This is a genomic window from Brucella sp. GW823-FHT04E01 (assembly GCF_058796175.1).
This window is the reverse complement of the sequence record NZ_JBXAIK010000001.1, coordinates 768,083-794,586: the sequence shown is the minus strand read 5'-3', so window position 1 is coordinate 794,586 and position 26,504 is coordinate 768,083. Positions and strand designations below refer to the sequence as shown.

Genomic DNA, 26,504 nt, shown 5'->3' with positions numbered 1-26,504 from the left:
ATTGCCGAAGGGGAGCCTTCGACCCGGAACTTATAGCGGCCCCGGCGCGCCGTTCTTCCAGTCTTCCATTTGTTCGCTAAATGCCCGAACAGGTGGAGACTGATCTATGAAGCGGTATTTGGCAAGCAAATTCTTTGGGGGGAACATGATTGGTTATCTTTGAACCGGTATCGTCAGAATTTTTTACGATTGTTTCAAGAAAATCATCGACTCAATCCCAAAATAGAACAGGCTAACCCTAATATATCGCGAATTTAAACGGATATGTCCTGGTATTTTCATCGATTGCGCGAAACTATGCATGCGCCACCGGCGGCGCGCAGCTTCGCACAGATGCTGTCGGCTTCTCCGCGGCTGTTAGCGCCGATGCGTACTGCATAGATGCCACGGCGTCCCATCGGCGTCCGTATCCGGCTGATAACGGGGTCGTGGCCTGCCAGCACGGCGCTGAACTGTTTGCGCAGGCGCACCCATTGATTGGCCGCCGCGCTGCGGCGGAAATTGCCAGCGACCTGAATGCCCCATGGCTTGGGTTTCACGCGCGACATCGGAATTGTGGCGCTGCGGATGATCGGCAGGCGCTTGCAGGCATCGACGAAGGCGAGCTTGGGATCGAGCGGGCGGTTCACGACCTCCTTGCCTGCCGCGAAGTCATCGGCAGGTGCGCCGGTAATGTCCAGCACGTAATTTTCAGTTTCGAGCGGCAGAAATCCACCGGACCGCATCCAGCTGGAAACACGCCCGGCCCCTGCATTATAGGCGGCGGCTGCAAGGCCCCAATTGCCGAAAGCGCCTTTAAGGTCGCGCAGGAAACTCGCCGATGCGGGGATGGCCTGTTCTATGTCGAAAGGGTCGGCAAGCCCACGCTCCTTAGCAGTATAAGGCATGAACTGCGCAATGCCTTCAGCGCCGACAGGGCTGACCGCGTTGTGATCGAACCGGCTTTCTTTCCAGATCAGCCGGGCGAAGAAGTCGCGCGGGATGCCGTGGATGTCGGCATTGGCACCGATGAGCTGGCAGATGCGGCCGACGGTCGGGACTTTCTTCTCCGGCGGTAAAGGCGGCGCATAGACTGGCGGGTTCGGCTCGCTCGCCGCATAGGATGCAGCCACGCCGGAAGGCAGGCTGAAAAGCTGCGAAGCCAGGATAAATGCTATGCCGTGCCGATAACGATTCATGCTGCCTGTTCCGCCCCTCAACATCGGCCAAAGTAACCTATATGGGCGGGTTGTCGATATGGTCTGCAAGGTTTTGCACTTTTGCGAAAAGACTTGCTCTTATCGTAGGTTGCGCCATTTTAGTGTCCGGGACAGATCGGATTTATCCGGACAAGGGAGAGGAAAATGCAGTTTCATCGATTCAGACAATTGGCTGTGCTTGCGGGCGCTCTGCTTCTCGCCGGTTGTGTTGCCGAAGGCGGCCCGGATTATCGTCCGCCGATTCGCCCTGGACCGTCACAGCCGCAGATGTGCCCGATGATCTATGCTCCCGTCTGCGCCACGCGCGGTTCTTCGCGCAAGACCTTCGGCAATTCCTGTCAGGCAAGAGCTGAGGGCTATCGCGTCATCGCAAATGGCCAGTGCTCATCAAGACCGGGTCCGGGATGGGGCGGCGAAGGCGGCATGCGTCCGCCGCATCAGGGCAACAGACCGGGCAGGCCGGGCGCGGGTGCTTGCACGCGGGAATATATGCCTGTTTGTGCACGCCGTGGGAACGACAGGCGCACTTTCCCCAATCGTTGCGAAGCCGACCGTGCAGGCTATCGCATTATGAATGGCGGGCAGTGCCGCTGAATATAGAAAATCGAATGGCCGTTCGTGATGTGTTGGAAGACCGGTAAGTCTTCCAACACATAATCAACGATCTCGGTCACCGTCCCGGTCGGCCTGTCTTGCCGGGGCGGCGTTTCTTGCGCGCTGTTTCGGCAGGGTCCTCGTAAGACCCGATGCCTGCGCGCTCACGGCGGATCGCCGCATCGTCGCCGCCACTTGGCACTTCGGTCCGCTTGACCGTCATCTCATCAAGCGTGTTCTTGCGGAAGAGCGGTTTTGCCATGTCGGTGCCCGGTCCCATATCGTCAAGCGATGGCTTCTGGAACAAAGACGACTTGCCAAGCGGGCGCGTGGTATCAGCGCCCATTTCATCCAGCGCCGGCTTGCGGAAACGTGAATTGCCGGTGGGCTTGCCCTTGTTGCGGCTTGCACCTGCATCGCCCGCCTCAAACTCGCGTGCCAGCGGGTCGTCGGCAATAGCCAGTTCCGTCTCACGCAGCCGCTTGATTTCGTCGCGCAGGCGCGCGGCCTTTTCGAAGTCGAGATCGGCAGCGGCGTCGCGCATCTGCTTTTCCAGATGCTCCAGATGGGCGGCAAGATTGTTGCCCATCATCGCGCCTTCTTCCGCAAAGCCCGAAATATCCGCGCGGACATGATCGCGCTCGTAAACTGAGCCGAGGATGTCCGAGATATTCTTCTTCACCGAGGCAGGCGTGATGCCGTGCTCTTCATTATAGGCAACCTGCTTCTCACGGCGGCGGCTGGTTTCATCCATCGCGCGCTGCATCGAGCCGGTAATATTGTCGGCGTAGAGAATGACCTTGCCGTCAACGTTACGCGCTGCACGTCCAATGGTCTGAACCAGTGAGGTTTCCGAGCGCAGGAAGCCTTCCTTGTCGGCATCGAGAATGGCGACGAAGCCGCATTCCGGAATGTCGAGACCTTCGCGCAGGAGGTTGATGCCAACCAGCACATCGAAGGCGCCGAGACGCAGATCGCGAATGATTTCGATACGTTCCAGCGTGTCGATATCGGAATGCATGTAGCGAACGCGCACGCCCTGTTCATGCAGATATTCCGTCAGGTCTTCGGCCATGCGCTTGGTCAGCACTGTGACCAATGTACGGTAACCCTTCTGTGCCGTTTCACGAATTTCGCCGAGTACATCATCGACCTGCGACTTGGCAGGGCGGATTTCGACCGGCGGATCGATCAGCCCGGTCGGGCGGATGACCTGTTCTGCGAACACGCCGCCAGCTTCTTCCATTTCCCAACCGCCCGGCGTTGCCGAAACAGCAATGGTCTGCGGGCGCATGGCGTCCCATTCCTCGAAACGAAGCGGGCGATTGTCCATGCAGGATGGCAGGCGGAAACCATATTCGGCAAGCGTTGCCTTGCGGCGGAAGTCGCCGCGATACATGCCGCCGATCTGCGGAACCGTGACGTGGCTTTCGTCGATGAAAACCAGCGCATTGTCCGGAATATATTCGAACAGCGTCGGAGGCGGCTCGCCGGGATTGCGGCCTGTCAGATAGCGTGAATAGTTTTCGATACCCGCACAGGAACCGGTTGCTTCCAGCATTTCGAGATCGAATGTCGTGCGCTGGTCGAGGCGCTGGGCTTCCAGCAGACGCCCGGCATTGTTCAGTTCGACAAGGCGATGCTTCAGCTCTTCCTTGATCGACTTTATCGCCTGATTGAGGGTCGGACGCGGCGTCACATAGTGCGAATTCGCATAAATCTTGACCGATTTCAGATCGCCGGTCTTCTGGCCGGTGAGCGGGTCGAACTCGGTGATGGTCTCGATCTCATCGCCGAAAAGGGAAATGCGCCAGGCGCGATCTTCCAAGTGAGCCGGGAACAATTCGATCGTGTCGCCGCGCACGCGAAACGAGCCGCGCACGAAATTGATGTCTTGCCGCTTGTATTGCTGGGCCACGAGATCGGCGAGCAGCTGGCGCTGGTCGAGCCGGTCCCCGATCTTCATTTCGAAGGTCATGGCCGTATAGGTTTCGACCGATCCGATACCGTAGATGCACGATACGGAAGCGACGATAATCACATCGTCGCGTTCGAGCAGCGCGCGGGTGGCCGAGTGGCGCATCCGGTCGATCTGTTCGTTGATGGACGATTCCTTCTCGATATAAGTGTCCGAGCGCGGCACATAGGCTTCCGGCTGGTAATAATCGTAGTAGGAAACGAAATATTCGACGGCGTTGTTCGGAAAGAAGCTCTTGAACTCGCCATAAAGCTGCGCGGCCAAAGTCTTGTTCGGCGCCAGGATCAGGGCAGGGCGCTGCGTCCGCTGGATGACCTGCGCCATGGTGAAGGTCTTGCCCGAACCGGTGACACCGAGCAGGACCTGCGTGCGGTCGTCGTTGTCCAGCCCTTCCAGCAAATCGCGAATAGCCGTTGGTTGGTCGCCAGAGGGTTCGAAACTGGTTTCCATCTCGATGGCGATGCCGCCTTCGGATTTATCTGGACGTGCCGGGCGGTGAGGCGTCCAGAGTTCGCCGTTCTTGAACAGCGGATTGCCGGAGGCAATCAGGTCCGACAGGGCCTGAACTGTCGCGGTCGCACCGGTCGGGTTCAGTCCGGCAGCGTCTTCCAGACTGATGTCGAGACCGGCAACCGGATTGAGGCCAGCCGCTGCACGCTCCTTGGCGGATGCAGCGCCACCCATGGATGTGCCGCGCCCGCTGCGCGACGCTTCCTTGCTGCGCTCGGGAATTTTCTTGGGTTGTTTTGGGTTTTTCGCGCGTGGTTTCGCAGCCTCGTCGCCGATCTCCTTCGCCCAATCGGCGATGGGGCCGGCGATGGAGCCGGAAAGGGGCGCACCGGAAAGTTCGGCCTGAGGCATTTCGCCGAAACCACCTGAATGTGGTGCTTCACCGAAGCCGCCAGCCTTGTCGTGCGAATCCTGGGAGTGTTTGTCTTTTGAGGAAGCCATGTCCCCAATATGGATTTTCAGCGTCCAAATGAAAAGAGTGCGAAGGTGAAATCCTCCGCACCCTTACCCTATCCGGCGATGCTCCTGACAGAAGGTTGTCAGGAGGTGTGGTTCCAGAGGCGGCTTTACAGCCTGCCGCCGGGACGCATGCGAGGGCCGGGGCCAAAACCATGCCCGAAGCCGGGGCCAAAACCGGGATGATAGCCCGGATGATCGTTCCAGCCGGGACGGTCCGTCCAGTGTGGGCGTGCTGGTCCCCTGTTCGACTGGCAATTACGCCCGATGCAGCCATTATAGACATTGCCGCCACCGTTCCAGCCGCGATAAGGGCCTGGACCCCAGCCGGGTCCCCAATAGGGGCCGCTGTTGGCCGCCAGTGCCGAACCGATGGCGATGCCTGCGATGAGCGGTATGCCAACCGCTGCGGCGGTCGATCCGAAATTGTCGTTCGTCGTATAGCCGTTGCCTGTCTGAATGGCGATGTAGCTCGATGCAGCCCAGCCGGTCATGCCGCCATAGGTCACCTGACACCAGCCATAACCGCTGGTGCAGCCAGCCACTGTAATGCCGACGCCATTCGGGATCGCCCCGATGGTTCCGTACTGGGTGCCCGGGCCGACGCGAAGATTAATTGTCGATGTTACAATTGCTGATGATGCATAAGCATTCGTTGAAACAAGAAGTGCTAATGTAACTATGGAGGACTTAACCGATAGTTTCATATGTCATTCCTCTAATATACTTTCTTTAATTACTTATAACATGAAGATTATTATTTACGTGCATCACGATTTTTCGATTTCAATTCATGATTAATGAATATCGACCTCTTGAAATCGGCTTTCACACTAACGGTTTAAGCGCTTCATGCGGTACTTTTCTTCGTGGCGGGCTTGTCTCATATTAAAGGGCGACTCTCTCAAGCACTTAAGGACCGACTTCGATGAATACTGACAATGCGCCGAAGGGCATGCTGACATTGCGCGTTCCGGCCATGCCCAAGGATGCGAATGCGGCGTTCGATATTTTCGGCGGCTGGGTGATGGCGCAGATGGACTCCGCATCCGGCATTCGTGCTGCAGAACGCGCCAAGGGCCGCGTGGTGACGGCAGCGGTTCGTGAAATGTCCTTTGCCAAGCCGGTGAAGATCGGTGACGCGCTCTGCGTCTATACCGAGATTACGCGGGTTGGGCGCAGCTCGATCACGCTGCGGGTGGAAGCCTGGGCACAGCGTTACCTGACCCAGCAGATGGATCTCGTGACCCATGGCGAATTCGTCATGGTTTCTCTGGATGAAAACGGCAAGCCGACGCCGGTGCCGCCGGAGGAATAAAGTATCGTCAAGCCCGGCATTGCGCCGGGCTTATTTAGAGCGGTTCCGGTTAAAACCGGTGGTTGGAACCGCTCTATCTATTTGTTTTCACGCATTATCCTACGCAAAACCGCTTCGTACTTTTACTGGAAATGCTCTATTTACAAGCGCGATAGCCGCTGCGACGCTGCATCAGGTCGAAATGGAAGTGATCGGCATGTTCCGGGTTATAGCCGGGGCCGAGAACTGTCGAGAAATAGCCGCACGCATCGGAGCGAACGCTGTTGAGCAGGCCCTTTTCGCGAAAGGCGAAGAAGCCCGGCTTGCGCACCATGATGTTCTTGCCGTTGTTCAGCACGATCTTGGTGACATCGATGGCGTTGCCGCGTGAATGTTCCGACATTTTCGCGCCGCGACGGCTGTTCATGGTGCGGCAGGAATAGCCCCCGGCATTATAGATCGTGCTCACGCCGGACAGATAGCGCATACGCGAGGCAGGTTGCAGGTCGCCTTTGATCCAGCGGGCAAAGGCCTCGGTCACCTGACAGTTCAGCGTTGCCGCCGGTTTGAACGCGATGGAGCCGCTGTTGAAGCCGGACACCTCGATGGGATTTGCGATCTGGCAGGCACTGCTGCGATAGATCGGCGGTTTTTCCTTGAAGACGACGCCGAGCCGTTTCAGGCGCGTGCGGCAGGCGGTTTCCGCATTGGACATCGTATAGATGTTTTCGGCTGCTGTTACCGGATTTTGAATCGGGGCTGAGAAGCCATAGTCGCCGGAATATTGCGGCTGGCTCTGCTGCGTGGATTGCGTGACGTGGTTCTCTTCCTCCTCGGCAAGCCCGACGATGCGTTCTTGCTGTGGCTCCTGCATGACGGGTGCGTCTACAACCGGGGCAGCATTTGCAATCGGTGCATCGGGAACCATCACGTCGGAATTGCCGACACTGGCCTGCGGGCGCGGAGCGCTTTCACCGGAACAACCGGCGATGATTGCCAGCAGGGCGAGGGATAATGACGGGGCCAGACCTCGCAACCGGGAGCGCTGGCGGCTGACTGGAGCGGTGGCGGACAACGCAGAACTCATGTCCATACCTTTTCTTCAGGAGACCAGACCGATGGCGTTCCACGAATATTAGCTTGGAAGCGTAAAGGAAGAGTCAGCGCTCGCGTTAAGTGCTGTGGCGTAATCAGGGCAGCGACCAGAGCATAATCCGGCCGGAGTGAAACGCGCTCCAGCGCGCAGGATTGGCAAAATGCCGCCTTTGTTCTATCACCATGCAGCGGTTTCGGGCCATGCCGCCGACAACATCCTCCCGGTCCCTGAAGTCATTTCCATGTCAGCACTGATTTCGCCGAGCGTCCTGCCGATCCTGCTTCTCATCGGCTCGAACGTTTTCATGACATTCGCCTGGTACGGGCATCTGAAATTCACCAGCACGCCACTCGTCACCGTCATTTTCATCAGCTGGGGCATCGCTCTGATCGAATACTGCCTCGCGGTTCCGGCCAACCGCATCGGGCACGAGGTCTATTCAGCGGCGCAGCTCAAGACCATTCAGGAAGTCATCACGCTGGTGATCTTCAGCCTGTTCTCGGTGTTCTACCTCAAGGAAGCCTTTACATGGCACCATCTGCTGGGCTTTGCGTTCATAGCAGGCGGCGCGGCCCTGATTTTCAAAGGCTGACCGGGTTACTCGGCAGGTTCGGTGGCGGGTATAAGCGCCGCCTTGCGTTTCCAGAACATGGGAATGAGTTCCACCGCCATCATGGCGGCGAAGATCAGTCCGCAGCCGATAAAGCCTATGAAGGTCACCCGCTCGCCGAGGAAGAGTGCACCGAACAGGGCCGCAAAAAGCGCTTCCGACGACAGGAAGATCGCGGCCTGTGCGGAAGTCGTATAGCGCTGTCCTATGGCCTGCAAGGTGAAGGCAATGCCGGACGAGAAGACGCCGGTGAAAAGAATTTCCTTCCAGGTGAGTGCGATGGCGGTCCAGTTGAAGTCTTCGATCATGGACGCGATCGCAAGTCCTGCGAAGGCACTGGTTGCGAACTGGATGCAGCTCAGCGTTATCGGTCGCCCTGCGCGGTTTGCCCTGCTGATCAGGACCACCTGCAAGGCCCAGAAGACCGCGCCGCAAATGACCAGCCAGTCACCTTGCTTGAGCGCAGTCAACGTTCCGCCGGAAAGCAGGAATATGCCTGCCAGACATGCCGCCGCACTCGGCCAGACGACAGGATGCGGCCAAGTGCGAAACAGGACGACGCCAAGCACTGGCACCATGACGACATAGAGCCCGGTCAGAAAACCGGCATTGGTGACGGATGTGGTGATGAGCCCGATCTGCTGGAGAACAAGCCCGGTGAACAGGCTCAGTCCGATGAACATGAAGAAGAGATAGTTCGAGCGGCTCAGGCTGGTCTTCGCCCGACGGCCCTCGGCTACGGCCCATGGCAGGACAGTAAGGGCGGCGATTGCCGAGCGGATACCGATGAACAGAAACGGGCCGATACTGGCCATTGCCGTCGATTGGGCGACGAAACCCATGCCCCAGATGACGCCTGCCAGAAGCAGCAGCATATTGGCCTGTACGCGCGTCATCATTACCTCGGTTCGGGATATGTCATTGCAGAAAGAGAAACCGGACGCTTTTCAGCCTTTCCCGGTCGTCATGCTATAGGCAATATTATGGGCAGGCGGCAAGGGAACTTCCGATTCTGCGACATTCATGCATAGTCTGATTATAATTAGAGCGATTTCTTACTGACGGAGTGTTTTATGCTCTCTTTAAATCGTCAATCCGCTGTTGTGGCATTGATTGCCACAACACTGCTGTTTCTGGCGGGCGGGGAATCGCAGGCTGCTTTCAAGAAGGTTCGCGACACGCTGGTTCTGTGCGATTTCGCGCAAAACTGCACTTTGACCCTTACGCCGGTAGCAAGCGATGGTGCGCCGGGGCTTGGCATCTTTCGCAGCAGCCAGTCAGGCTCGAAGCCGCTACTCCGGCTTTCCTATGTCGATCCATCGCAGAAAACTGGCAAGTTGGAGATTTCCATCGACGGTCAAACACTGCTCGATGTCGATGTCTCGGCTTTGAAGGCGCAGGACGATCAGCTGGATTATACGGGCGATATGGTCAAGGCGCTCGACGGGATGAAGAACGGTCAGAAACTGCAGCTGAAATTTGCCGGAAAGACCTCGACCTATTCGCTTTCGGGCCTTGTCGGCGGGCTGATCTATGTGGACGAACAGCAATCGCGCGACGGAACTGTCGAGGCATTGCAGGTCAAGGGCAGCAAACCGGCGCCTGTTCCGCCACAGCTCAAGCTGATCGAAACGATCGAGCAGATACCGGCTGACATCCGCAAGGATTTTTCCGACGAGGCGGCGGTCTGTGGCGGGGCAAGCCCCGGCACGTTCCGCAATGCAGGCGGTTTCGAGACGAAGATTGCCGATGGCCTCGATCTTATCGGCCTGCCATGCGGATCGCCGGGCGCCTACAATCAGCCTTATGCCTTCTACAGCCGCTACGAAAACAAGACTGTGCCGATCTCGCTACCGACCATTTCCGACGATGGCCCGACTGTGACCGACACGGCATGGAACATCGACTGGGCCCAGAAAACCTTGACGCTGACGGCCTTCTTCAAGGGGAGAGGGCTTGGAGATTGCGGCATTTACGATGTCTGGAAAGCTACTGACAGCGGCGAGGGCCGGGTGCGTTTCGTTCTGGTGCAGGAACGTTCAAAAGGCGATTGCGATGGCAATTATGCCGGAGGCCCGGAGAAGTGGCCCGCGAGCTGGCCGGTTAACGCGCAATAGGTGCCGCTTAAGGGCACAGTTGACAGAGACATATTTTTCCGCGTGAAATGGTTGATGGAAATGCTATAGTTCTGTGAACGGCTATTCGAACGGTTCCGAGGCGGATGTTTCGGTGACCGTTTTCTTTTTGTGTGTCGGAGGCTGGTTGGCCTTCGAAAAGCGCCTCGCACTATCCAAGCATTGCGCGAGGTGAGGCGGGCAAATCAAGATGCCGGTGCGTGCAGGACCTCGGGGAGAGGTGAGTACCGGACGAAGGAAAGGACTGGGTATGGAAAAGTTCCCTATGACCCCTGGCGGTTTCGAAAAGCTCAAGGAAGAGCTGCGCTGGCGTCAGCAATCGGAGCGCCCTCGGATTATTGAGGCGATCGCCGAAGCACGTGCGCATGGCGATCTGTCGGAAAATGCCGAATATCATGCTGCGAAAGAAGCCCAGAGCCTGAATGAAGGTCGTATCAACGAACTGGAAGATCTGGTCGCGCGCGCCGAGATTATCGATGTCTCGAAGCTGTCGGGTGACCGCATCAAGTTCGGTGCCACCGTCACCATGATTGATGAGGATACGGAAGAAGAGAAGGTCTACCAGATCGTCGGCGATCAGGAAGCCGATGTGAAGGAAGGCCGCATCTCCATTTCATCGCCGATTGCGCGTGCGCTGATCGGCAAGGGCGAAGGCGATACGATTGAAGTCAACGCACCGGGCGGCTCGCGTTCCTATGAAATCGTCGGTTTGAAGTTCGTCTGATTTCCGTGTCCGTGCATAAGCCAGATTCCGGACCGGTTCGGGTTCAGGACGTTGAGGTGGTGGCGCCGAATTTCAAGCGCCGCCTCTCCGGTGTCACATCGACAATCGTTCAGCTGATCCCCTTGCAGCGCGCAAAGGGGTTGAACATTGCGACGATGGGGCCGGGCCTGCCGGATACGCTTCCGCATCTGGGATGGAGCGCTCTTTGGTCCTTCTGGTCAAAGCCAGCTACGAAACCGTTCCGCATCTGGCATGCGCGGCGCAATATTGAAATGCTCGCCGGTATTTTCATGCGCGATGTGCTGCGCATGAAACTGAGGCTGATCTTTACCTCAGCTGCACAGCGAGACCACAAGCCGTTTACCAAATGGCTCATCCGCCGCATGAATGCGGTGATTGCAACGAGTGGTCGCTCGGGAAGCTTTCTCGAAGTCCCGCATCAGGTCATCATGCATGGGGTGGATCTGCAGCGTTTCCATCCGCCTGTCGGCGATGAGGACAGTTTCGCGGCGTCGGGTCTGCCCGGAAAATATGCTGTCGGTTGCTTCGGTCGCGTGCGTTCCTCCAAGGGAACAGACCTTTTCGTCGATGCGATGATTGCGCTGTTGCCGCAATATCCGGGCTGGACGGCCATTATCACCGGACGCACGACTGCAGAACACCAGTCTTTCGAGGATGCGCTGAAGGCGAAGATCGCCGCTGCCGGTTTGCAGGACCGTATCCTCATTCTGGGGGAAGTGCCGGATATCCGCGTCTGGTATCGCCGCCTGACGCTTTATGTTGCGCCTTCGCGCAATGAAGGTTTCGGGCTGACACCGCTTGAAGCCATGGCGTCGCAAACGGCAGTCGTTGCCAGCGATGCGGGTGCCTATGCGGAAATGATCGTGGAAGGCACCGGAACATCGGTTGCGGCCGGTGACGGAGATGCCCTGCGCAAGGCTATCGAACCTTATCTGGCAGATCCGGCTCTGGCGGAACGCGATGGCGAGAATGCTCTCAGGCATGTTCGCGCGACTTTTCCGCTCGAAAAGGAAGCAGCTGCCATCAGCGCTGTCTACGAGCGCGTATTCGCCGGGACGTAACAAGTAATGACAGGGCGCTGCAATGCTGACGCATCACGCCCTGAAAATGCTCAATCACCGCACGGGCTTAACCAGGTCTTGATGAGGCAAGCTCATCCAGACCTGGTATAATTCCCGGCGCAAACCGTCGAAATATCAGAGAATCATCAGCGGTTCGTCCTTGACCGGACGAATGGTCAGCGCGGTGCGCACGGAATCCACATTGGGAGCGGCGGTCAGTTCCTCGATCACGAAGGTCTGGAACGTGTTGAGATCGCGCGCGACGCAATGGAGCAGGAAATCGGACTCGCCCGAAACCATCCAGGCGCGGCGTACCAGAGGCCACTGCTTGGATTTCTCGGCAAAAGCCTTGAGGTCGGCATCTGCCTGGCGATGGAGGCCAACCGAACAGAAAGCGACCAAATCCTGTCCAAGGGAATTGCCATTCAGAATGGCCCGATAGCCCCGGATAACGCCGCTTTCTTCCAGCTTGCGCACACGGCGCAGGCAGGGCGGAGCCGAAATACCGACGCGTTCGGCCAGCTCGACATTGGTGATGCGCCCGTTATTCTGGAGCTCCCGAAGGATTTTCCAATCGATTTCATCCAGATCGGCCTTGATCGGCATGCGTAACTCCGCGCGCAAGGAAATTTCATTCCGGGGTAATTATAGAACATTCGTCGCCATCGTGGCGCAATCTAATCCTGCTCATATCAAATGAAACGGGCGGATGTAAACTGCCTAACGTTCTGTCAACGCACCCAAAAAGTGCGAGTGAACAGGATATACACGGTAACGAGCTCCAGACGCCCTGCCAGCATCAGGAAGGAAAGGACCCACAATGCCGGGTCGTGAATGGTGGAAAAGTTGCCGACGGGGCCAATGGTGTCGCCAAAGCCGGGGCCGATATTGGAGAGGGCAGTCAACGCGCCAGTGAAGGCCGACACGAAGTCGAGGCCCAGTGAAGCAAGCAGCACCGCGCCTATAATCAGCGAGGCGCAGTAGAGGAACAGGTAGAGAAGCACGTTCTGTGCGATTTCGCCGGAAACTTCCGAGCTGCCGTAGCGGATCTTGATGACAGCATGTGGCATGATGAGCCGGGCAAGATTGGCGCGCGTCAAGCTCCAAAGGATGATGAGACGGTTCATCTTGATGCCGCCTGATGTAGACCCGGCGCAGCCACCCAGAAATGAAGCGAGAAAGAAAATTCCAATCGCCGGTGGTCCCCACAGGAAATAATCTTCCGTGGCATAGCCTGTTGTCGTCATGACCGAGACAAAATGAAACGAAGCCGAGATCAGCGCGTCGCCGAAAGGCACATCGGACCCAAGTCGCAGAACCACCGCGAGTGCAAAGCTGAAGCTGATTGCGATCGTGAAGAACAGTTTCACCTGCGGGTCGACAAGCGATTCCATGCGGCGTGGCATGAAGGCCTTGATATAGAGCACGAAGGGCAGGGCCGAGAGGGCCATGAAGATCGTGGACACGACCAGGAGCGGGCGGTTTCCCTGATAAAAGCCGATGGAGCTGTCGTGAGTGGAAAAGCCTGCTGTCGCAATCGTCGTGAAGCCGTGGTTGATGGCGTCGAACATGCTCATGCCGACGGCAAAATAAGCAATGATGCAGGCGGCGGTCAGGCTGAGATAGGCCAGCACGATGCCGAGCGCGATCTGGTTCATGCGCGGGAGAATTTTTTCCGACTTGTCGGAATTCTCCATATGGAAGAGCGCCAACCCGCCCGCCCGCAGGGACGGCAGCATCAGCAGAGCCAAGCCGATAAAGCCGATACCCCCGATCCAGCAGAGAAGCGAGCGCCACAAAAGAATGCCGCGCTGCATGTTGTCGAGCCCGGTCAGCGCGGTCGCGCCGGTTGACGTGACGCCCGACATGGCCTCGAAGAAGGCCGTCGCATAGCTGATCGGCAAATGCGAGAAATAAAGCGGTATCGAACCCAGAAAACTCGCTGTCAGCCAGAGGCACGCCGTCAGCAGAAAGCCAAGGCGCGGGGTGAAGCGCATCGTCTGGTTCTGGGTGGCCAGCAGAATCAAGGCTGAGAGCGCGCCGGTTGCCGCAGCTGAACGTACAAAGATCAGCCAGTCGTCACTCCCATCGCGCAGGTCGATTGCTGCAGGCAGAAGCATGGCTACCGCCATGAGGAGGCCGAAACGCGCACAGATATTGGCGACTGTCTTATAAATGGCGGACGGCTCCGAGGTTGGGCAAATTTTCCATTGTTTAGCGTGAGATCGATCCACCCGCAATGCGCTGGCTGTCAAAGGCTTTGCTTAAAGGTCACAAGCTGTGGCTAAAGCACAGCAAATCCCTGTGGAACCTTGCAAACATTGAGGGGCAGACCTACCTTGGCCATAATGTCGGGGCATTGGCCAAACAGGCGCGAAAGCGATTCTGGTGAGCCGGAACCCGCCGCTTTAAATCGATTTTAGAGTACCCCCGAAGTGTGGAACATTTTGGACAAGGTACATGTGAAAACAAACATGTGGAGCGCTGATCTGGATCAATCAGATCAAGACGTTCCGGGACCGGAGAGAACTTCATGTCACAGCGTCACGCGCCAGTCATAGTCATCGGCTCAGGTCCTGCTGGTTATACCGCTGCGATTTATGCTGCTCGCGCCATGCTGAAACCACTCATCATTGCCGGTCTCCAGCAGGGTGGTCAGCTTATGATCACCACCGATGTGGAAAATTATCCGGGCTACGCCGATCCGGTGCAGGGGCCATGGATGATGGAACAGATGGCAAAGCAAGCGGAAAATGTCGGCTCCGAAATCGTCCATGACATTATTACCGAGGTTGAAACCACGGTGCGTCCTTTCCGCCTGAAGGGTGATTCCGGCACGATCTATACCTGCGATGCCCTGATTATCGCCACGGGTGCGCAGGCCAAGTGGCTTGGCCTCGACAGCGAGCAGACCTTCATGGGCGGTGGCGTTTCTGCTTGCGCGACCTGTGACGGTTTCTTCTATCGCGGCAAGGATGTGGTCGTTGTCGGCGGTGGCAATACCGCTGTTGAGGAAGCGCTTTATCTTTCCCATATCGCCAAGAGCGTGACGGTCGTGCATCGCCGCGATGGCTTCCGTGCAGAGAAGATCATGCAGGATCGTCTGCTTTCGCGCCAGAACGTCTCGGTGGTCTGGAACAGCGTGATCGATGAAATCCTTGGCACCGAGGCAAAGCCGCCGATGGGCGCAACTGTGACCGGCGTACGCCTCAAGAATGTCGTGACGGGCGAGACGCAGGAACTCGACACGCACGGTGTTTTTGTCGCTATCGGCCACGCACCTGCGGTTTCTTTGTTCGAGGGCAAGCTCAAGCAGAAGCCGAACGGCTATCTGTGGACTGCACCCGATTCGACGGCTACCGACGTTCCGGGCATTTTTGCTGCGGGCGACGTCACGGACGATATTTATCGGCAGGCTGTGACTGCCGCCGGTTTGGGTTGCATGGCTGCTCTGGAAGCCGAGCGCTGGCTTGCCGCACAGGAACCGCTGCACGAAGCTGCGGAGTAAAGCATTTCCAAGCCAAAAGTGTGAGGCGGTTTTGCGTAAGGTGAATGCGGTGAAAACAATGAGAGGGGATAATCGTGGTCGCTCCGCTCGACTGGGATAAACTGCGCATTTTTCATGCTGCGGCTGAGGCTGGGTCGTTCACCCACGCAGCCCAGACATTGCATCTGTCGCAATCGGCTATCTCGCGTCAGGTGAGCGCGCTGGAGCAGGATGTCGGCGTCCCGCTGTTTCATCGTCATGCCCGCGGGCTCATTTTGACGGAGCAGGGCGAAACGCTTTATCGCACGGCGCATGACGTGCTGATGAAACTTGAAAACGTTCGCTCGAAGCTTGCCGAGAGCAAGGAAAAGCCGACAGGCCGTCTCCGCGTGACGACGACTGTTGGTCTTGGCTCCGGCTGGCTGATCGAGCGGATTCAGGAATTCGTCGAGCTTTATCCCGATATCCAGCTGCAGTTGATCCTCGACAATGAGGAACTGGACCTGACGATGCGTCATGCGGATTGTGCCATCCGGTTGCGGCAACCGCAGCAGCCAGACCTGATTCAGCGTCGGCTGTTCACAGTGCATATGCATGTCTATGCGTCGGCTGGTTATGTTTCGAAATATGGCAAGCTGAATTCGATCGATGAGATCGATCAGCATCGTGTCGTGACTTTCGGTGAACCGGCGCCAAGCTATCTGACAGGCCTAAACTGGCTGGAGATTGCCGGGCGTGCCGATGGTAGCACGCGCATTCCCGCGTTGCAGGTGAACAATCTGCTGTCGATCCGTCGCGCTGTGCAGCGTGGCGTCGGCATCGCCGTTCTGCCTGACTATATGGCCGACAAGGAATCCGGGCTGGTGCAACTTCTGCCGGAACTGGAAGAAATACCGTCCTTTGATACGTTCTTCTGCTATCCGGAAGCCTTGAAGAACTCTGCGAAACTGCACGCTTTCCGCGACTTCCTGTTCTCGAAGGCCCGCAACTGGACCTATTAATCGTATCTTACTGTTCATAAAAAAAGGCCGCGCTGATCGCTAGCGCGGCCTTTTTGCTTATGGCGATGGCTGGTTATTTGCGTGGCAGCAGGCGCTGCACTTCCTTGGACGCATCGGCAAGGGCGTCTTCCGGCGTGGCGGATTGCTCGACGACGCGCGAAAGATTGTCCACGATGGTTTGCGTCACCTTCACGCCGTTCGAACCCGGGAAAGCATACCACGGGATCATCAGTGACATCTGGCTGAGACCGGCTTTGAACAGCGGATTTTCCGCGTAGAATTTGCCGAGATATTCGTCGGACTTTGCAGCCAGTTCGTTGTTCGGCACATAGCCGGTGCCGGGAACGACAACGGAAGCGCCGTAAGGGCCGGCAGCGAACTTGGCGAATTTCCATGCCGCATCCTGCTTGGCCTGATCTTCTGTCAGGATAACAACGGCATTGCCGCCGGTTGGCAGGCGACCCTTTTCAGCATTGATAAGAGGAATTTTCGCGGTACGAAGATCGAACTTGTCGCCGACATTCTTGATCGTGTTGCGCAGCGCGCCAGTCGTCTGGAACGAGAAGCCGACTTTGCCAGCCGCGAAAGCCTGCTCACCCGCTGCCTTGGTCAGAACCGGCATGCCGCCTTCCTTCACCATGCGGTCGACCAGCTTGAAGGCTTCGAGCCCTTCCGGTCCGTCGAAGGCGACCTTCTTCTCGTCTTCGGTCAGCATGGTACCGCCTGCGCCGAACAGAAGCGCCGAGAACATCCAGTCGTCGCCCTGCCAGCGGAAATCAATGCCTTCATTGCCGTTGCCAAGCGCCTTGATCTTGCCGCCGAGCTCGATCACTTCATCCCAAGTGGTTGGAGGCGTGTCGGGATTGCCGCCTGCAGCCTTAACCAGATCGGCATTGTAATACATGATCGGGTTGGAGGTCGCGAAAGCAAGACCAACCTGACGGTCGCCAACGCGGGCGAGGCTCAGCAGGTGATCAGTGAAGCCCTGTGCTTCCATGTCGGTTTCTTTTTCGACCAGCGGCTTCATGTCGACGCCGATGTTGCGCTCGGCCAATACGCGCAGGCGGTTCAAACCAGTGAAGGTGATGTCCGGCATTTCCGACGTTCCGGCCTGACGCATGATCGTCTGGATGCCTTCTTCGTAGGTTGCCGAGGGGCTGACGAAGTTGATCTTGATGTCCGGATTTTCTGCCATGAACTTTCCAGAGATGTCAGCCATGACATCCTTGAAAAAGCCTGGCATCGGATAGTGCACATTCAGCGTCGTTTCGGCAAAGGCGGGCGAGCCGAGGCCTGTTGCCATAGCCAGAGCGGCGAGTGCACCGGAAAAGCGTTTCATGTTTGAACTCCTGTGGAGGATGGGAGGGAAGAATTCAGCCCTTGAGGCCGGTGAGGGTGATGCCTTCGATGAAGCGGCGCTGGGCGGCAAGAAACGCAAGCAGCAGCGGCAGCGTGATGATGAGGGTTGCCGCCATCAAGGCCCCATAATCGTCACCTGCTTCCGCAGCGCGAAAATAGAGGAGACCCAATGGTGGCGTGGCGCGCTCCATGCCGTTGATGACGATCAGCGGCCAAAACAGATCGTTCCAGTGCGCAACTACCGAGAAGATCGAGAAGGCGGTGATGGCGGGCCAGGCATTGGGTACGATCACCCGCATGACGATGCCTGCCTCTGACATGCCGTCGAGACGCGCGGCGCTGATGAGATCATCCGGCATGGCGCGGAAGAACTGCAGAAACAGGAATATGCCGAAGACCGAGATGAAGAACGGAGCACTGAGAGCAAAATAGCTGTTGAGCACGCCGAGCTGATTGAAGCCGACATAGAAGGGCAATGCGGTGGCATGGATCGGCACGAGCAGGCCGAGCATGACCATCATCATCATAGTGCGCTGGCCGCGGAAATTGAGCTTTGCCATGGCATAGGCGCAGGGAATGGCGACCACGACCTGAATGACCAGAATGAGCGCGCAGACGACTACGCCGTTGAACAGCAAGAGCCCCATCGGCACACGGCTGAATGCCTTGGCAAGGTTATCCAGGAGTGCCCAGTTGTGCGGGATCAGCGACAGGGAGGACGAGAAAATATCCTGCTGCGACTTTGCTGCCGTCGACAGCATGAAGATATAGGGCGCGAGAAAAAGCAGGGCACCCAGTGAAAGAATGCCAAGACGGAAAGAACGAGCCAATGTCATCCGGGTTTCCTCAGTAATGGGTGCGGCGGTCCAGCACGCGGAACTGCAACATCATCAGGATCACCAGAACCGCGAGAAAGATCACCGTCATTGCCGAGGCATAACCGACGCGCAGATAGACGAAGCCTTCCTGATAGATGGTCCAGAGCAGGACTTCCGATGCCTTGTTCGGGCCGCCTTCGGTCAGCGTCTTGACCGTCTCAAACACCTTCACGGCATTGATGATGCTGATCGTCGTGACGAAAAGCGTGGTGGGTCCGAGCAGGGGCCACGTGACCAGCCGGAAGCGTTCCCAGCTGTTTTTCACGCCGTCCACTTCGGCTGCGGAATAGAGTTCTCGCGGAATGGCGGTGAGCCCGGCCAGAAACAGCACCATGTTGAAGCCGACGCTCTGCCATACGCCGATCATCGCAAGGCTGGTCAGAACCGTGTCGCTGGAACCAAGCCAATTGGGACCGGCAATACCGATCATGCCCAGCATGGCATTGACGGGGCCGAGTGTCGGATGCAGCAGATATTGCCAGACGGTTGCCATGGCGACGAGGAGCGAAGCGACCGGCAGGAAATAGACCGTGCGGAAGAAGGATTTGCCGCGAACTTCGCCTTCGATGAGGAGGGCCACGCCAAGGCCGAGAAAGACGGAGGCCGGTGCCACGATCGCGGTATAGATGGCGGTGTTCTTCAGCGAGACCAGAAACGTCCGGTCGCTGAAGAGTTCGGCGTAGTTTTCCAGTCCGATGAATTCGAAACCGTCATAGCCAAGCTCGAAATTGGTCAGGCTCCAGAAAATGACGGCGGCTGTCGGCAGGAGGATCAGCAGCACCGTCAGAACGATGGCCGGAGCTGCGAGTTTCCAGGCCAGCCGTTCTTCGCGGCGGCGGGCTTCATCAGCCGCAGTGCGCGCGCTGGTGGCCGCAGGGCCGGATAGCGTAAAATCAGACATGAGCGGCAGCCTTTGCCGGCGATGCAGGTTTGACGATGTTCCCGGCGGGCTGGCGCAGGCGCAAACCATCTTCTCCGAAGAGGTGGGCGTGGCTGGCATCGAAATGCAGGCCCACCGGCAGGCCGACGACAATGTCACGGGCTTGTTCGGGTGTGAGCTTCACAGTGAGATCTTGTGAGGCGCCGGGAGCCTTGAGATAGACCAGTACTTCCGAGCCGAGAAATTCGATCCGCGATACCGTGCCCGCAATGCCAGTCTTGTCATGCGGCTTGAGCTGAAAATGCTCAGGACGAATGCCGATGCGGATATTAGTGCCGGAATGGGCGGCGACGTCCTGCAGGATGGGGCGACCGGCAAAATGCACCATGCCGTTATCGCTGACCAATGCTTCCAGAATATTGATGCGCGGCGTGCCGATGAACTGTGCGACCTCGATATGGCGCGGATCGTTATAGATTGCGGTTGGCGTGTCGATCTGCAGCAGTTTTCCGCCCATCATCACAGCAACGCGGTCGGCCATGCTGAGCGCTTCAGCCTGGTCGTGGGTCACATAGATAGTCGGGACATCGGCGCGGCGATGCAATTCGACGATTTCCGCACGAGTGTGAACACGCAGATTGGCATCGAGGTTCGACAATGGTTCATCCATCAGGAATGCACCGGGCTGGCGGACGAGCGCACGGGCAAGGGCCACGCGCTGGCGCTGGCCGCCGGACATCTGGCCCGGCTTGCGGTCGAGCAGGTCGTCGATCTTGAGGCTTGTTGCGGTTGCCCTGACCTGCTTCTGGATGGCGGCGCGCTTCCTGCGCTGGCCGGGAATGAAAGCGCCGATCATTGGCAGGCGTTCCACGGCGGTCAGATCACGCATTGCAAGCGGCACCGCGATGTTCTGCGCTGTCGTCAGGTGGGGATAGAGCGCGTAGGACTGGAACACCATGGCGATGTTGCGGTCGGCAGGGTGGGCGCCGGTTATGTTACGCCCTGCCAACTCCACGCTTCCTTCATCCGCATGGTCGAGACCAGCCAGAATACGTAAAAGCGTGCTCTTTCCGCAGCCTGACGGGCCGACGAGGGCGATGAATTCGCCTTCTGCTGCTTCGATGGAAATGCCATCGAGAATGCGATTGCCCCCGTAGGATTTGCCGATGTCGCGAAGGACGAGCGTGCTCACTGGCTTGCCTCCTCAGCGACTTTCTCGCCGTCGCCAGCGTGGTGTGGATAGACTTCATGCACCACGTCATCGATGACATAGGGCGTCAGCTCATCAATGCGGACGATGCTGCTTGTGGCGACTTCATCGAGATCGTGAATGGCGGCTCCGAGGATACGTTCGCCGGGGAGGTCGCGTTCCATCGGCCCGACGATGAAGGCTGCGGCAGGCGCCCAGACATAATTCGTACCGAAGGCGTCGCCCGACCATGCACGATGCAGGTGGCCGCTGGCATGAAGCTGAACATTATACTGAGCGAAGAGATCATAAAGACGTTGGCGCGGGGCAGGGCGAATGCCCCAGTAGCCGCTGTCGCCTTCATCCGGATCGTCCACGAAGAGCGGCTTGTGGGCGAAGACGGCGACGGGCTTGCCATCGCTGTTCTTCAATTCGTCTTCGAGCCACTGGAACTGTTCCGCTTCTTCGGCTTCACCGGAGCCGATGACGAGACTGTTGAGGCCGATGATGCGCCAGCTGCCGAAATTTTCCGCCCAGCGGTCCGGACCGATATGACGACGCCAGCGCATCAGGCGCTGCGGATTGACCGGCTGGTGGCTCTCGGGAAGATGGCCGATATCGTGATTGCCCGGAAGACTGAGAACGCGCACTGGAAGCTCGTTCAGGCAGGCGCGGCAGAACAGAAGGTCAGCCTCTACGTCTGCGCCATCGACGGTCAGGTCGCCGGTGTGAATGACGAGATCGGGCTTTTGCTGATCGATCCAGGCAACGAGTGGTTCCCAGTTGCGATTGAAGTGCGGCTTAATGGGGCTGAGGTGGGTATCTGTAATCTGAACGATCCGCACGGCTACGATCCTTCTCGGGTCTGTCTATTGTCGCAGCACTTTTCGCGCGCTGCACATCCGCCGGGCGCGTCATGCGCGGCGTCTTGCCGGGGCTTTTAGGCGCGTTGTGTGACAGGCCCGCTGCATAGCCGTGACAGTTGCATGACATCTGCTTTGAGCGACTCAGAAAGGGCGATTTGCCAAATTTGGAGGCATCGTTGTTTTGCCGATGCTCATGCTTTAGGCGGCTAATTTGCACATTATAATATTACGAAGTAATTCAATTTGCTGTAAGCTTTTGTTTTTAAATAAGTTTCTTGCTTAATCTAGTCATGCGTAAAATGCATAGCTGCATTGCGCTAAAGTCGCATTGCAAAAACAATGGGCAACAGGCATATAAAGATCATCTCAGCGCTGCGTTTCCTCCTCCCATTTGCGCAGGCTGAGTGTTCCCCTCTGGAGGTTTGCCTCAAAGGCACCTTCAAAACTCAAAGCCAGACATTTGTCTGGCTTTTTTTTTGGCTTTTTGCCAAGCCGCCTCTTTTTGTCAAAAATACAGAAACGAAAAAGGGGCCTTTCGGCCCCTTCGTTATTCTATTTTGTTTTGTTTAGCGCAGGCTGGCACAGAAGCGCTGGATGCGCGTGCAGGCTTCTTCGAGAAGCGCGTCTGACGTTGCATAGGAAATGCGGAAATTTGGTCCAAGACCGAAAGCCGAACCGTGAACGACGGCGACGCCTTCTGCTTCCAGCAGTTCGGTGACGAAGTCTTCGTCGCTTTCGATGACCTTACCGGCTTCCGTCTTCTTGCCGATGAGGTCAGCACAGGACGGATAGACGTAGAACGCACCTTCCGGTGTCGGGCACTTGATGCCTTTGGCCTGATTGAGCATCGACACGACCAGATCGCGACGGGCCTGGAAGATTTTCTTGTTTTCCGGAATGAAATCCTGCGTGCCGTTGAGTGCTTCGACTGCGGCCCACTGTGCGATGGAGCAGGCGCCCGAGGTCTGCTGACCCTGCACCATATCCATGGCCTTGATGAGCTGCAGCGGTCCTGCCGCATAGCCGATACGCCAGCCGGTCATGGCATAGGCCTTCGACACGCCGTTCATGGTGAGCGTGCGGTCGTAAAGCGAAGGCTCGACCTGAGCAGGCGTCGTGAAGACGAAATCGCCATAGACCAGATGCTCATACATGTCGTCGGTCAGGATCCAGACATGCGGATGACGAACCAGAACGTCGGTCAGGGCCTTGAGTTCCGCTTCCGTGTAAGCCGCGCCGGTCGGGTTCGACGGCGAGTTGAAGATCAGCCACTTGGTCTTGGGTGTGATGGCCTTTTCCAGATCGGCGGCGGTCAGTTTGAAATTGTCTTCGATCTTCGTGTTGATGAAAACCGGGTTGCCGCCGTTGATCGCTACCATTTCAGGATAGCTGACCCAGTAGGGGGCAGGTACGATGACTTCATCGCCGGGGTTCAGCGTCGCCATAAAGGCGTTGAACAATATCTGCTTGCCGCCAGTGCCGACGATGACCTGTTCCGGCTTGTAGTCGAGACCGTTTTCACGCTTGAACTTGGCAACGATGGCCTGACGCAGTTCAGGAATACCGGCAACGGGCGTGTACTTCGTTTCACCGCGATTGATCGCGTCGATGGCAGCCTGCTTGATATTCGTGGGCGTGTCGAAGTCGGGCTCGCCCGCACCGAGACCAATCACGTCCTTGCCCTTGGCTTTCAGCTCACGTGCTTTCTGGCTGACCGCGATGGTCGCAGATGGCTTTACACGAGAAAGGGCGTCGGCGAGAAATGCCATGATAGATCTCCATAGATGGCAGGCTCTGTTAACCGGCACCGGGCGCGTCCGGTTTTGCGGATTTTCTATGTCCCATCGGCGCAGGAAGCGCAACAGAAGGATTGTGATTTCATCGGCAATTGCTGGATTTCGCAAAAATGTGTTGCCGAAACGAACAGATCCATCAGTAATGCTGACATATTAACGCAACGAAACTGATCGGACCGGGCGATATTTGGCGTCATCCTGCCAGGAGGTCTCGCAAGCTGCGTGTGGCCATTACTTTATAGGCCTCTATCAGCGTCATGCTTTCCTCTTCCGAAACGTCGACGGCGATGCGCATGGTGGATTCGCCAAAATGCATCAGGAGGAAAGCAGTCTCGTCCAGTTGTGCGGACACCTTGCCGGGGGCAATCCGGCGGATCGTATCAGCAAGCAACTGACCATTCTGCCTGCTTTCGGCAATTTCCAGTTTTGACAGGGACTTGTCGGTCTGCGTGGCCGACCAGATGTCGCACATTGCCGGTTCCTGACGCATCAGTGCCAGATATTCATCGATCAATGCATTGAACGCGACAATCAGCTCATCGGCAGAATGGGCCGCTGCAAGACCTTCCTCGATGCACTGGCGCGATTGGGCATTGCAGCTTTCAAACAGGTAGCGGATCAGGGCGCTTTTATCGGGAAAATACTGATAGAGCGCGCCAATCGAGATGCCGGCCTGCTGGGCGATCTCACTCATCTTGAGACTGTCGCTGCCTTTGGCGGCGATCAGCGCCGTGGCGCATTCAGCAATGCGACGAATCTTTTCCTGCGCCCGGCTCTGGCTGGGGGTGCGGCGCAGGATCGGTGCACTGGTTGTTTCTGTTTCCGTGGCGGAATTCTGCTTCATGACGGACTCACATTTTTCGCTCTTGACAGAATATGAGAGTTGCTCACATATTGCAAATATGAGGGTTACTCATATTTTGGGAGACGGAAGATGAATACACATCGTAATGATCGTTATCTGGTGATTGGCGCCAATGGCAAAACCGGCAGGCGTGTCGCTGAGAGGTTGTGGGAGAAGGGGGTGTCCGTGCGTTCTGTGTCGCGGAGCACCGAGGTTCCCTTTGACTGGGCCAACCAATCCACCTGGGCTGCCGCGCTTGACGGCATCGACAGTGCCTATGTGTCATACCAGCCGGATCTGGCCCTGCCGGGTGCCGTTGATGCCATTCGCGCATTTCTTTTGGCGGCAAAGAAGGCGGATGTGAAGCATGTCGTGCTTCTGTCCGGGCGAGGTGAGGAGGAGGCGGAAATTGCGGAAAAGGTTCTGCAGGATTCCGGGCTGGACTGGACCGTGTTGCGCGCCAGCTGGTTCATGCAGAATTTCAGCGAAAACTACATGCGGGACGAACTGCTTTCAGGTTCGCTGACCTTACCCGTCGGGCCGACGAAAGAACCCTTCATTGATGTTGACGATATTGCCGATGTCGCCGTTGCTGCCCTCACCGAAACGGGACATCGCAACAAGCTCTATGAACTCACCGGCTCGGAACTGTTCAGCTTCAGCGATGCAGTAAGCGAGATTGCCAGGGCGACAGACAAAAACTTGTCGTTCAATCCGGTCTCATACGCCGATTATGAGGCGGCGCTGCGCGAGCAGGCCTTGCCGGAAGATGTCATCACGCTTTTGCGCTATCTTTTCGTCGAGCTTTTCGATGGCCGCAATGCCAGTGTGGCACATGGTGTGGAGGAAGCTCTCGGGCGCAAGCCGCGCCGGTTTGCAGATTTTGCGCGCAAGGCTGCCATTGAAGGCACATGGGAGGGACAATCATGACGATGAGTTTTCAACTACTTGTTCTGCTGACGGCATGGGGGAGCGCGATTACAGGCGGCATCTTCTATGCGTTCTCAAGTTTCGTGATGGCCGCGCTGGCACGCATTCCGGCCAATGCGGGCATAACGGCGATGCAGTCGATCAATATCACCGTTATCAACGGAACGTTCTTTGCCGCCTTTTTCGGCACGGCATTGCTGTGTCTGGTGATTATCGTACTGGGATTGATGGGCTTTGGAAGCTTGTCGAAATGGGCGGTGATCGGCGCTGCCGTCTATCTTGTCGGCACTATTGGCGTCACGATGGCTTTGAATGTGCCGCTGAACAACCAGCTCGCGGCGATGGATGCCAGTGCCGCCGCGTCGGCCGATGTCTGGCTTACTTATGTGCGCGACTGGACCCTATGGAATCACGTCCGCACCATTGCTGCGCTGATTGCGGCCCTGATTCTGGGCGCGAGCGCGCTGGCAAGGGTGTGAGCAGAAAAGCGGACAAACAAAAAAGGCGGGTCCGAGGACCCGCCTTTTCTCTGCCTTACGGCAAAACTTATGCTGCGACGAGGTTGTCGGCAGACGAACGGCCCGAACGACGGTCCTGTACGATTTCGTACGAAACCTTCTGACCTTCATCGAGCGTGGCCAGACCAGCGCGCTGAACGGCGGAAATGTGGACGAATACGTCCGTGCCGCCCTGATCAGGCTGAATGAAGCCGAAGCCCTTGGTCGTGTTGAACCACTTAACTGTTCCCGTAGCCATGGGAAATTCCTTTGTAACATTAGTAGTAGAGTAGTCCGTATGCTTCGCACACGTCCCTGTGAATCGAATTTATGGACAGGAGATCGTCAGGAAGCACGGCGGGCCGCACGGGTCGCAAAGTCACTTGACCGAAAAATCGATGCGCTAACTATATGCGACAAATTTGACCAATACAAGACAGCTAAAATTGTCAGCTAAAAACTGATTTTACTGAGGCTTTTTGCCATTCCGAGCCCGAGCCGGTTTTGCGCGCTCAATCGGTCGAGCCAGAACAGCCGGAACAGAATCGGGGCGCTTCCGTCGCAGGGCGACATTTCATAGTGATCCCAGGTTTCAGGTACGGCGTTTCTCAATCGCAGATGAAAGCAGTGGCGGCGGTGAGGCTCTGTCTGCCCCTGTTCGGGATAGTCATAATCGACGGTTTCGAGATGGATCATGCCATCGTCATAGACGAGGCCGGTTTCCTCGGCGAATTCGCGATAGGCGGCGGCGAGAATGTCTTCTCCCGCATCGACCGTGCCGCCCGGCACCTGAAGCGGCGTTTCAGGAAAATCCGGTTCTTCAAAAACCAGAAGCCGGTCGTTCCATGTCGCGTAAATGAGTACTTTGTCGGTGGGTTGGATTGTAACGGTCATGGACTTTTCCGGCAGGGTTAGCGTTCAGACCATAATTGCAACGAATGATTTGCGGTAAAACCCGCATATTGTTGTGGGTCATCGCAGCTGGCGCGCGCGAAAAGCGTGTGCTCTCCTATCTTTGACTTCCACGTGACGTAGATATTCAGCATGTTGCAAACATATCTGCAAAATTGAGCGGGCGGATGGGCAGCGAGGCAGG

26 protein-coding genes and 1 pseudogene are annotated in these 26,504 nt (G+C 57.2%); 10 read left to right on the top strand and 17 right to left on the bottom strand.

The window, feature by feature from the left end:
- Positions 1-278 precede the first annotated feature (278 nt).
- Positions 279-1,178 (bottom strand): SPOR domain-containing protein, encoded by a 900-nt coding sequence (locus AC1RHM_RS03970; RefSeq protein WP_010659638.1) that lies wholly within the window; start codon positions 1,176-1,178, stop codon positions 279-281.
- A gap of 165 nt (positions 1,179-1,343) precedes the next feature.
- Between AC1RHM_RS03970 and AC1RHM_RS03965 the strand changes: the two genes are divergently transcribed.
- Positions 1,344-1,793 carry a Kazal-type serine protease inhibitor family protein gene (locus AC1RHM_RS03965; protein WP_010659639.1) on the top strand — a complete coding sequence of 150 codons (450 nt, stop codon included), beginning with the start codon at positions 1,344-1,346 and terminating at the stop codon, positions 1,791-1,793.
- A 76-nt stretch (positions 1,794-1,869) separates the two neighbouring features.
- Here the strand turns inward: AC1RHM_RS03965 and uvrB are convergent, their stop codons facing one another.
- Together uvrB and AC1RHM_RS03955 are read right to left on the bottom strand one after the other, a co-directional pair.
- Positions 1,870-4,632 (bottom strand): excinuclease ABC subunit UvrB, encoded by a 2,763-nt coding sequence (uvrB, locus tag AC1RHM_RS03960; protein WP_376749532.1) that lies wholly within the window; start codon positions 4,630-4,632, stop codon positions 1,870-1,872.
- A gap of 215 nt (positions 4,633-4,847) precedes the next feature.
- The gene (locus tag AC1RHM_RS03955) at positions 4,848-5,444 is read right to left on the bottom strand and encodes an SH3 domain-containing protein (RefSeq protein ID WP_010659641.1); all 597 of its coding nucleotides are present in this window, start codon (positions 5,442-5,444) and stop codon (positions 4,848-4,850) included.
- Positions 5,445-5,665: 221 nt separating this feature from the next.
- On the opposite strand from AC1RHM_RS03955, the gene AC1RHM_RS03950 reads away from it, so the two are divergent.
- Positions 5,666-6,055, top strand: a complete 390-nt coding sequence (locus tag AC1RHM_RS03950; RefSeq protein WP_010659642.1) for an acyl-CoA thioesterase — start codon at positions 5,666-5,668, stop codon at positions 6,053-6,055.
- A gap of 136 nt (positions 6,056-6,191) precedes the next feature.
- On the opposite strand, the gene AC1RHM_RS03945 is transcribed toward AC1RHM_RS03950, so the two are convergent.
- Positions 6,192-7,121, bottom strand: a complete 930-nt coding sequence (locus AC1RHM_RS03945) for an extensin-like domain-containing protein (RefSeq protein ID WP_010659643.1) — start codon at positions 7,119-7,121, stop codon at positions 6,192-6,194.
- 250 nt (positions 7,122-7,371) lie between these two features.
- Here AC1RHM_RS03945 and AC1RHM_RS03940 point away from each other — a divergent pair, with 250 nt between their 5' ends.
- Positions 7,372-7,722: a DMT family protein gene (locus AC1RHM_RS03940; protein WP_010659644.1), complete on the top strand. Its 351-nt coding sequence runs from the start codon at positions 7,372-7,374 to the stop codon at positions 7,720-7,722.
- 5 nt (positions 7,723-7,727) lie between these two features.
- Here the strand turns inward: AC1RHM_RS03940 and AC1RHM_RS03935 are convergent, their stop codons facing one another.
- Positions 7,728-8,636 carry a DMT family transporter gene (locus AC1RHM_RS03935; protein WP_010659645.1) on the bottom strand — a complete coding sequence of 303 codons (909 nt, stop codon included), beginning with the start codon at positions 8,634-8,636 and terminating at the stop codon, positions 7,728-7,730.
- A gap of 177 nt (positions 8,637-8,813) precedes the next feature.
- On the opposite strand from AC1RHM_RS03935, the gene AC1RHM_RS03930 reads away from it, so the two are divergent.
- From AC1RHM_RS03930 to AC1RHM_RS03920, 3 genes are all read left to right on the top strand, one after another.
- On the top strand, positions 8,814-9,857 hold the full coding sequence (locus AC1RHM_RS03930; protein WP_010659646.1) for a DUF1176 domain-containing protein: 1,044 nt from the start codon (positions 8,814-8,816) through the stop codon (positions 9,855-9,857).
- 268 nt (positions 9,858-10,125) lie between these two features.
- Complete coding sequence (gene greA, locus AC1RHM_RS03925; RefSeq protein ID WP_010659647.1) at positions 10,126-10,599, top strand: transcription elongation factor GreA; 474 nt, start codon at positions 10,126-10,128, stop codon at positions 10,597-10,599.
- An 11-nt stretch (positions 10,600-10,610) separates the two neighbouring features.
- Entirely contained in the window at positions 10,611-11,681 is a 1,071-nt protein-coding gene (locus AC1RHM_RS03920) for a glycosyltransferase family 4 protein (RefSeq protein WP_029376058.1), read from the top strand.
- Between the two features lie 135 nt (positions 11,682-11,816).
- Here AC1RHM_RS03920 and AC1RHM_RS03915 read toward each other — a convergent pair whose 3' ends face one another.
- Positions 11,817-12,287, bottom strand: coding sequence for an Lrp/AsnC family transcriptional regulator (locus AC1RHM_RS03915; protein ID WP_010659649.1), 471 nt, complete (start codon positions 12,285-12,287; stop codon positions 11,817-11,819).
- 125 nt (positions 12,288-12,412) lie between these two features.
- Positions 12,413-13,813 carry a TrkH family potassium uptake protein gene (locus AC1RHM_RS03910; RefSeq protein WP_029376059.1) on the bottom strand — a complete coding sequence of 467 codons (1,401 nt, stop codon included), beginning with the start codon at positions 13,811-13,813 and terminating at the stop codon, positions 12,413-12,415.
- A 401-nt stretch (positions 13,814-14,214) separates the two neighbouring features.
- On the opposite strand from AC1RHM_RS03910, the gene trxB reads away from it, so the two are divergent.
- Together trxB and AC1RHM_RS03900 are read left to right on the top strand one after the other, a co-directional pair.
- Complete coding sequence (gene trxB / locus AC1RHM_RS03905) at positions 14,215-15,189, top strand: thioredoxin-disulfide reductase (protein ID WP_010659651.1); 975 nt, start codon at positions 14,215-14,217, stop codon at positions 15,187-15,189.
- Positions 15,190-15,263: 74 nt separating this feature from the next.
- The gene (locus AC1RHM_RS03900) at positions 15,264-16,169 is read left to right on the top strand and encodes a LysR family transcriptional regulator (RefSeq protein ID WP_010659652.1); all 906 of its coding nucleotides are present in this window, start codon (positions 15,264-15,266) and stop codon (positions 16,167-16,169) included.
- Between the two features lie 73 nt (positions 16,170-16,242).
- On the opposite strand, the gene AC1RHM_RS03895 is transcribed toward AC1RHM_RS03900, so the two are convergent.
- The 8 genes and pseudogenes from AC1RHM_RS03895 to AC1RHM_RS03860 form a co-directional block, all read right to left on the bottom strand.
- Positions 16,243-17,508, bottom strand: coding sequence for an ABC transporter substrate-binding protein (locus AC1RHM_RS03895; protein WP_010659653.1), 1,266 nt, complete (start codon positions 17,506-17,508; stop codon positions 16,243-16,245).
- A gap of 34 nt (positions 17,509-17,542) precedes the next feature.
- A complete protein-coding gene (locus AC1RHM_RS03890; protein WP_010659654.1) occupies positions 17,543-18,364 on the bottom strand; it encodes a carbohydrate ABC transporter permease in 822 nt (273 codons plus the stop codon).
- Positions 18,365-18,374: 10 nt separating this feature from the next.
- Positions 18,375-19,307, bottom strand: a complete 933-nt coding sequence (locus AC1RHM_RS03885; protein ID WP_010659655.1) for a carbohydrate ABC transporter permease — start codon at positions 19,305-19,307, stop codon at positions 18,375-18,377.
- On the bottom strand, positions 19,300-20,478 hold the full coding sequence (locus tag AC1RHM_RS03880) for an ABC transporter ATP-binding protein (RefSeq protein ID WP_492332481.1): 1,179 nt from the start codon (positions 20,476-20,478) through the stop codon (positions 19,300-19,302). The genes AC1RHM_RS03885 and AC1RHM_RS03880 overlap by 8 nt, the downstream gene beginning before the upstream one ends.
- Complete coding sequence (locus AC1RHM_RS03875; protein ID WP_010659657.1) at positions 20,475-21,320, bottom strand: metallophosphoesterase family protein; 846 nt, start codon at positions 21,318-21,320, stop codon at positions 20,475-20,477. The genes AC1RHM_RS03880 and AC1RHM_RS03875 overlap by 4 nt, the downstream gene beginning before the upstream one ends.
- A 382-nt stretch (positions 21,321-21,702) precedes the next feature.
- A pseudogene (locus tag AC1RHM_RS03870) lies at positions 21,703-21,892 on the bottom strand (hypothetical protein).
- Positions 21,893-21,907: 15 nt separating this feature from the next.
- Positions 21,908-23,110, bottom strand: a complete 1,203-nt coding sequence (locus AC1RHM_RS03865; RefSeq protein WP_010659659.1) for a pyridoxal phosphate-dependent aminotransferase — start codon at positions 23,108-23,110, stop codon at positions 21,908-21,910.
- Positions 23,111-23,330: 220 nt separating this feature from the next.
- Positions 23,331-23,981, bottom strand: coding sequence for a TetR/AcrR family transcriptional regulator (locus AC1RHM_RS03860; protein WP_010659660.1), 651 nt, complete (start codon positions 23,979-23,981; stop codon positions 23,331-23,333).
- 90 nt (positions 23,982-24,071) lie between these two features.
- Between AC1RHM_RS03860 and AC1RHM_RS03855 the strand changes: the two genes are divergently transcribed.
- Positions 24,072-24,911: an NAD(P)H-binding protein gene (locus tag AC1RHM_RS03855; RefSeq protein ID WP_010659661.1), complete on the top strand. Its 840-nt coding sequence runs from the start codon at positions 24,072-24,074 to the stop codon at positions 24,909-24,911.
- On the top strand, positions 24,908-25,390 hold the full coding sequence (locus tag AC1RHM_RS03850; protein WP_010659662.1) for an anthrone oxygenase family protein: 483 nt from the start codon (positions 24,908-24,910) through the stop codon (positions 25,388-25,390). The genes AC1RHM_RS03855 and AC1RHM_RS03850 overlap by 4 nt, the downstream gene beginning before the upstream one ends.
- Positions 25,391-25,457: 67 nt before the next feature.
- Here the strand turns inward: AC1RHM_RS03850 and AC1RHM_RS03845 are convergent, their stop codons facing one another.
- Entirely contained in the window at positions 25,458-25,667 is a 210-nt protein-coding gene (locus tag AC1RHM_RS03845; RefSeq protein ID WP_006471898.1) for a cold-shock protein, read from the bottom strand.
- 194 nt (positions 25,668-25,861) lie between these two features.
- Positions 25,862-26,302: an NUDIX hydrolase gene (locus AC1RHM_RS03840; RefSeq protein WP_010659663.1), complete on the bottom strand. Its 441-nt coding sequence runs from the start codon at positions 26,300-26,302 to the stop codon at positions 25,862-25,864.
- Between the last annotated feature and the right edge of the window lie 202 nt (positions 26,303-26,504).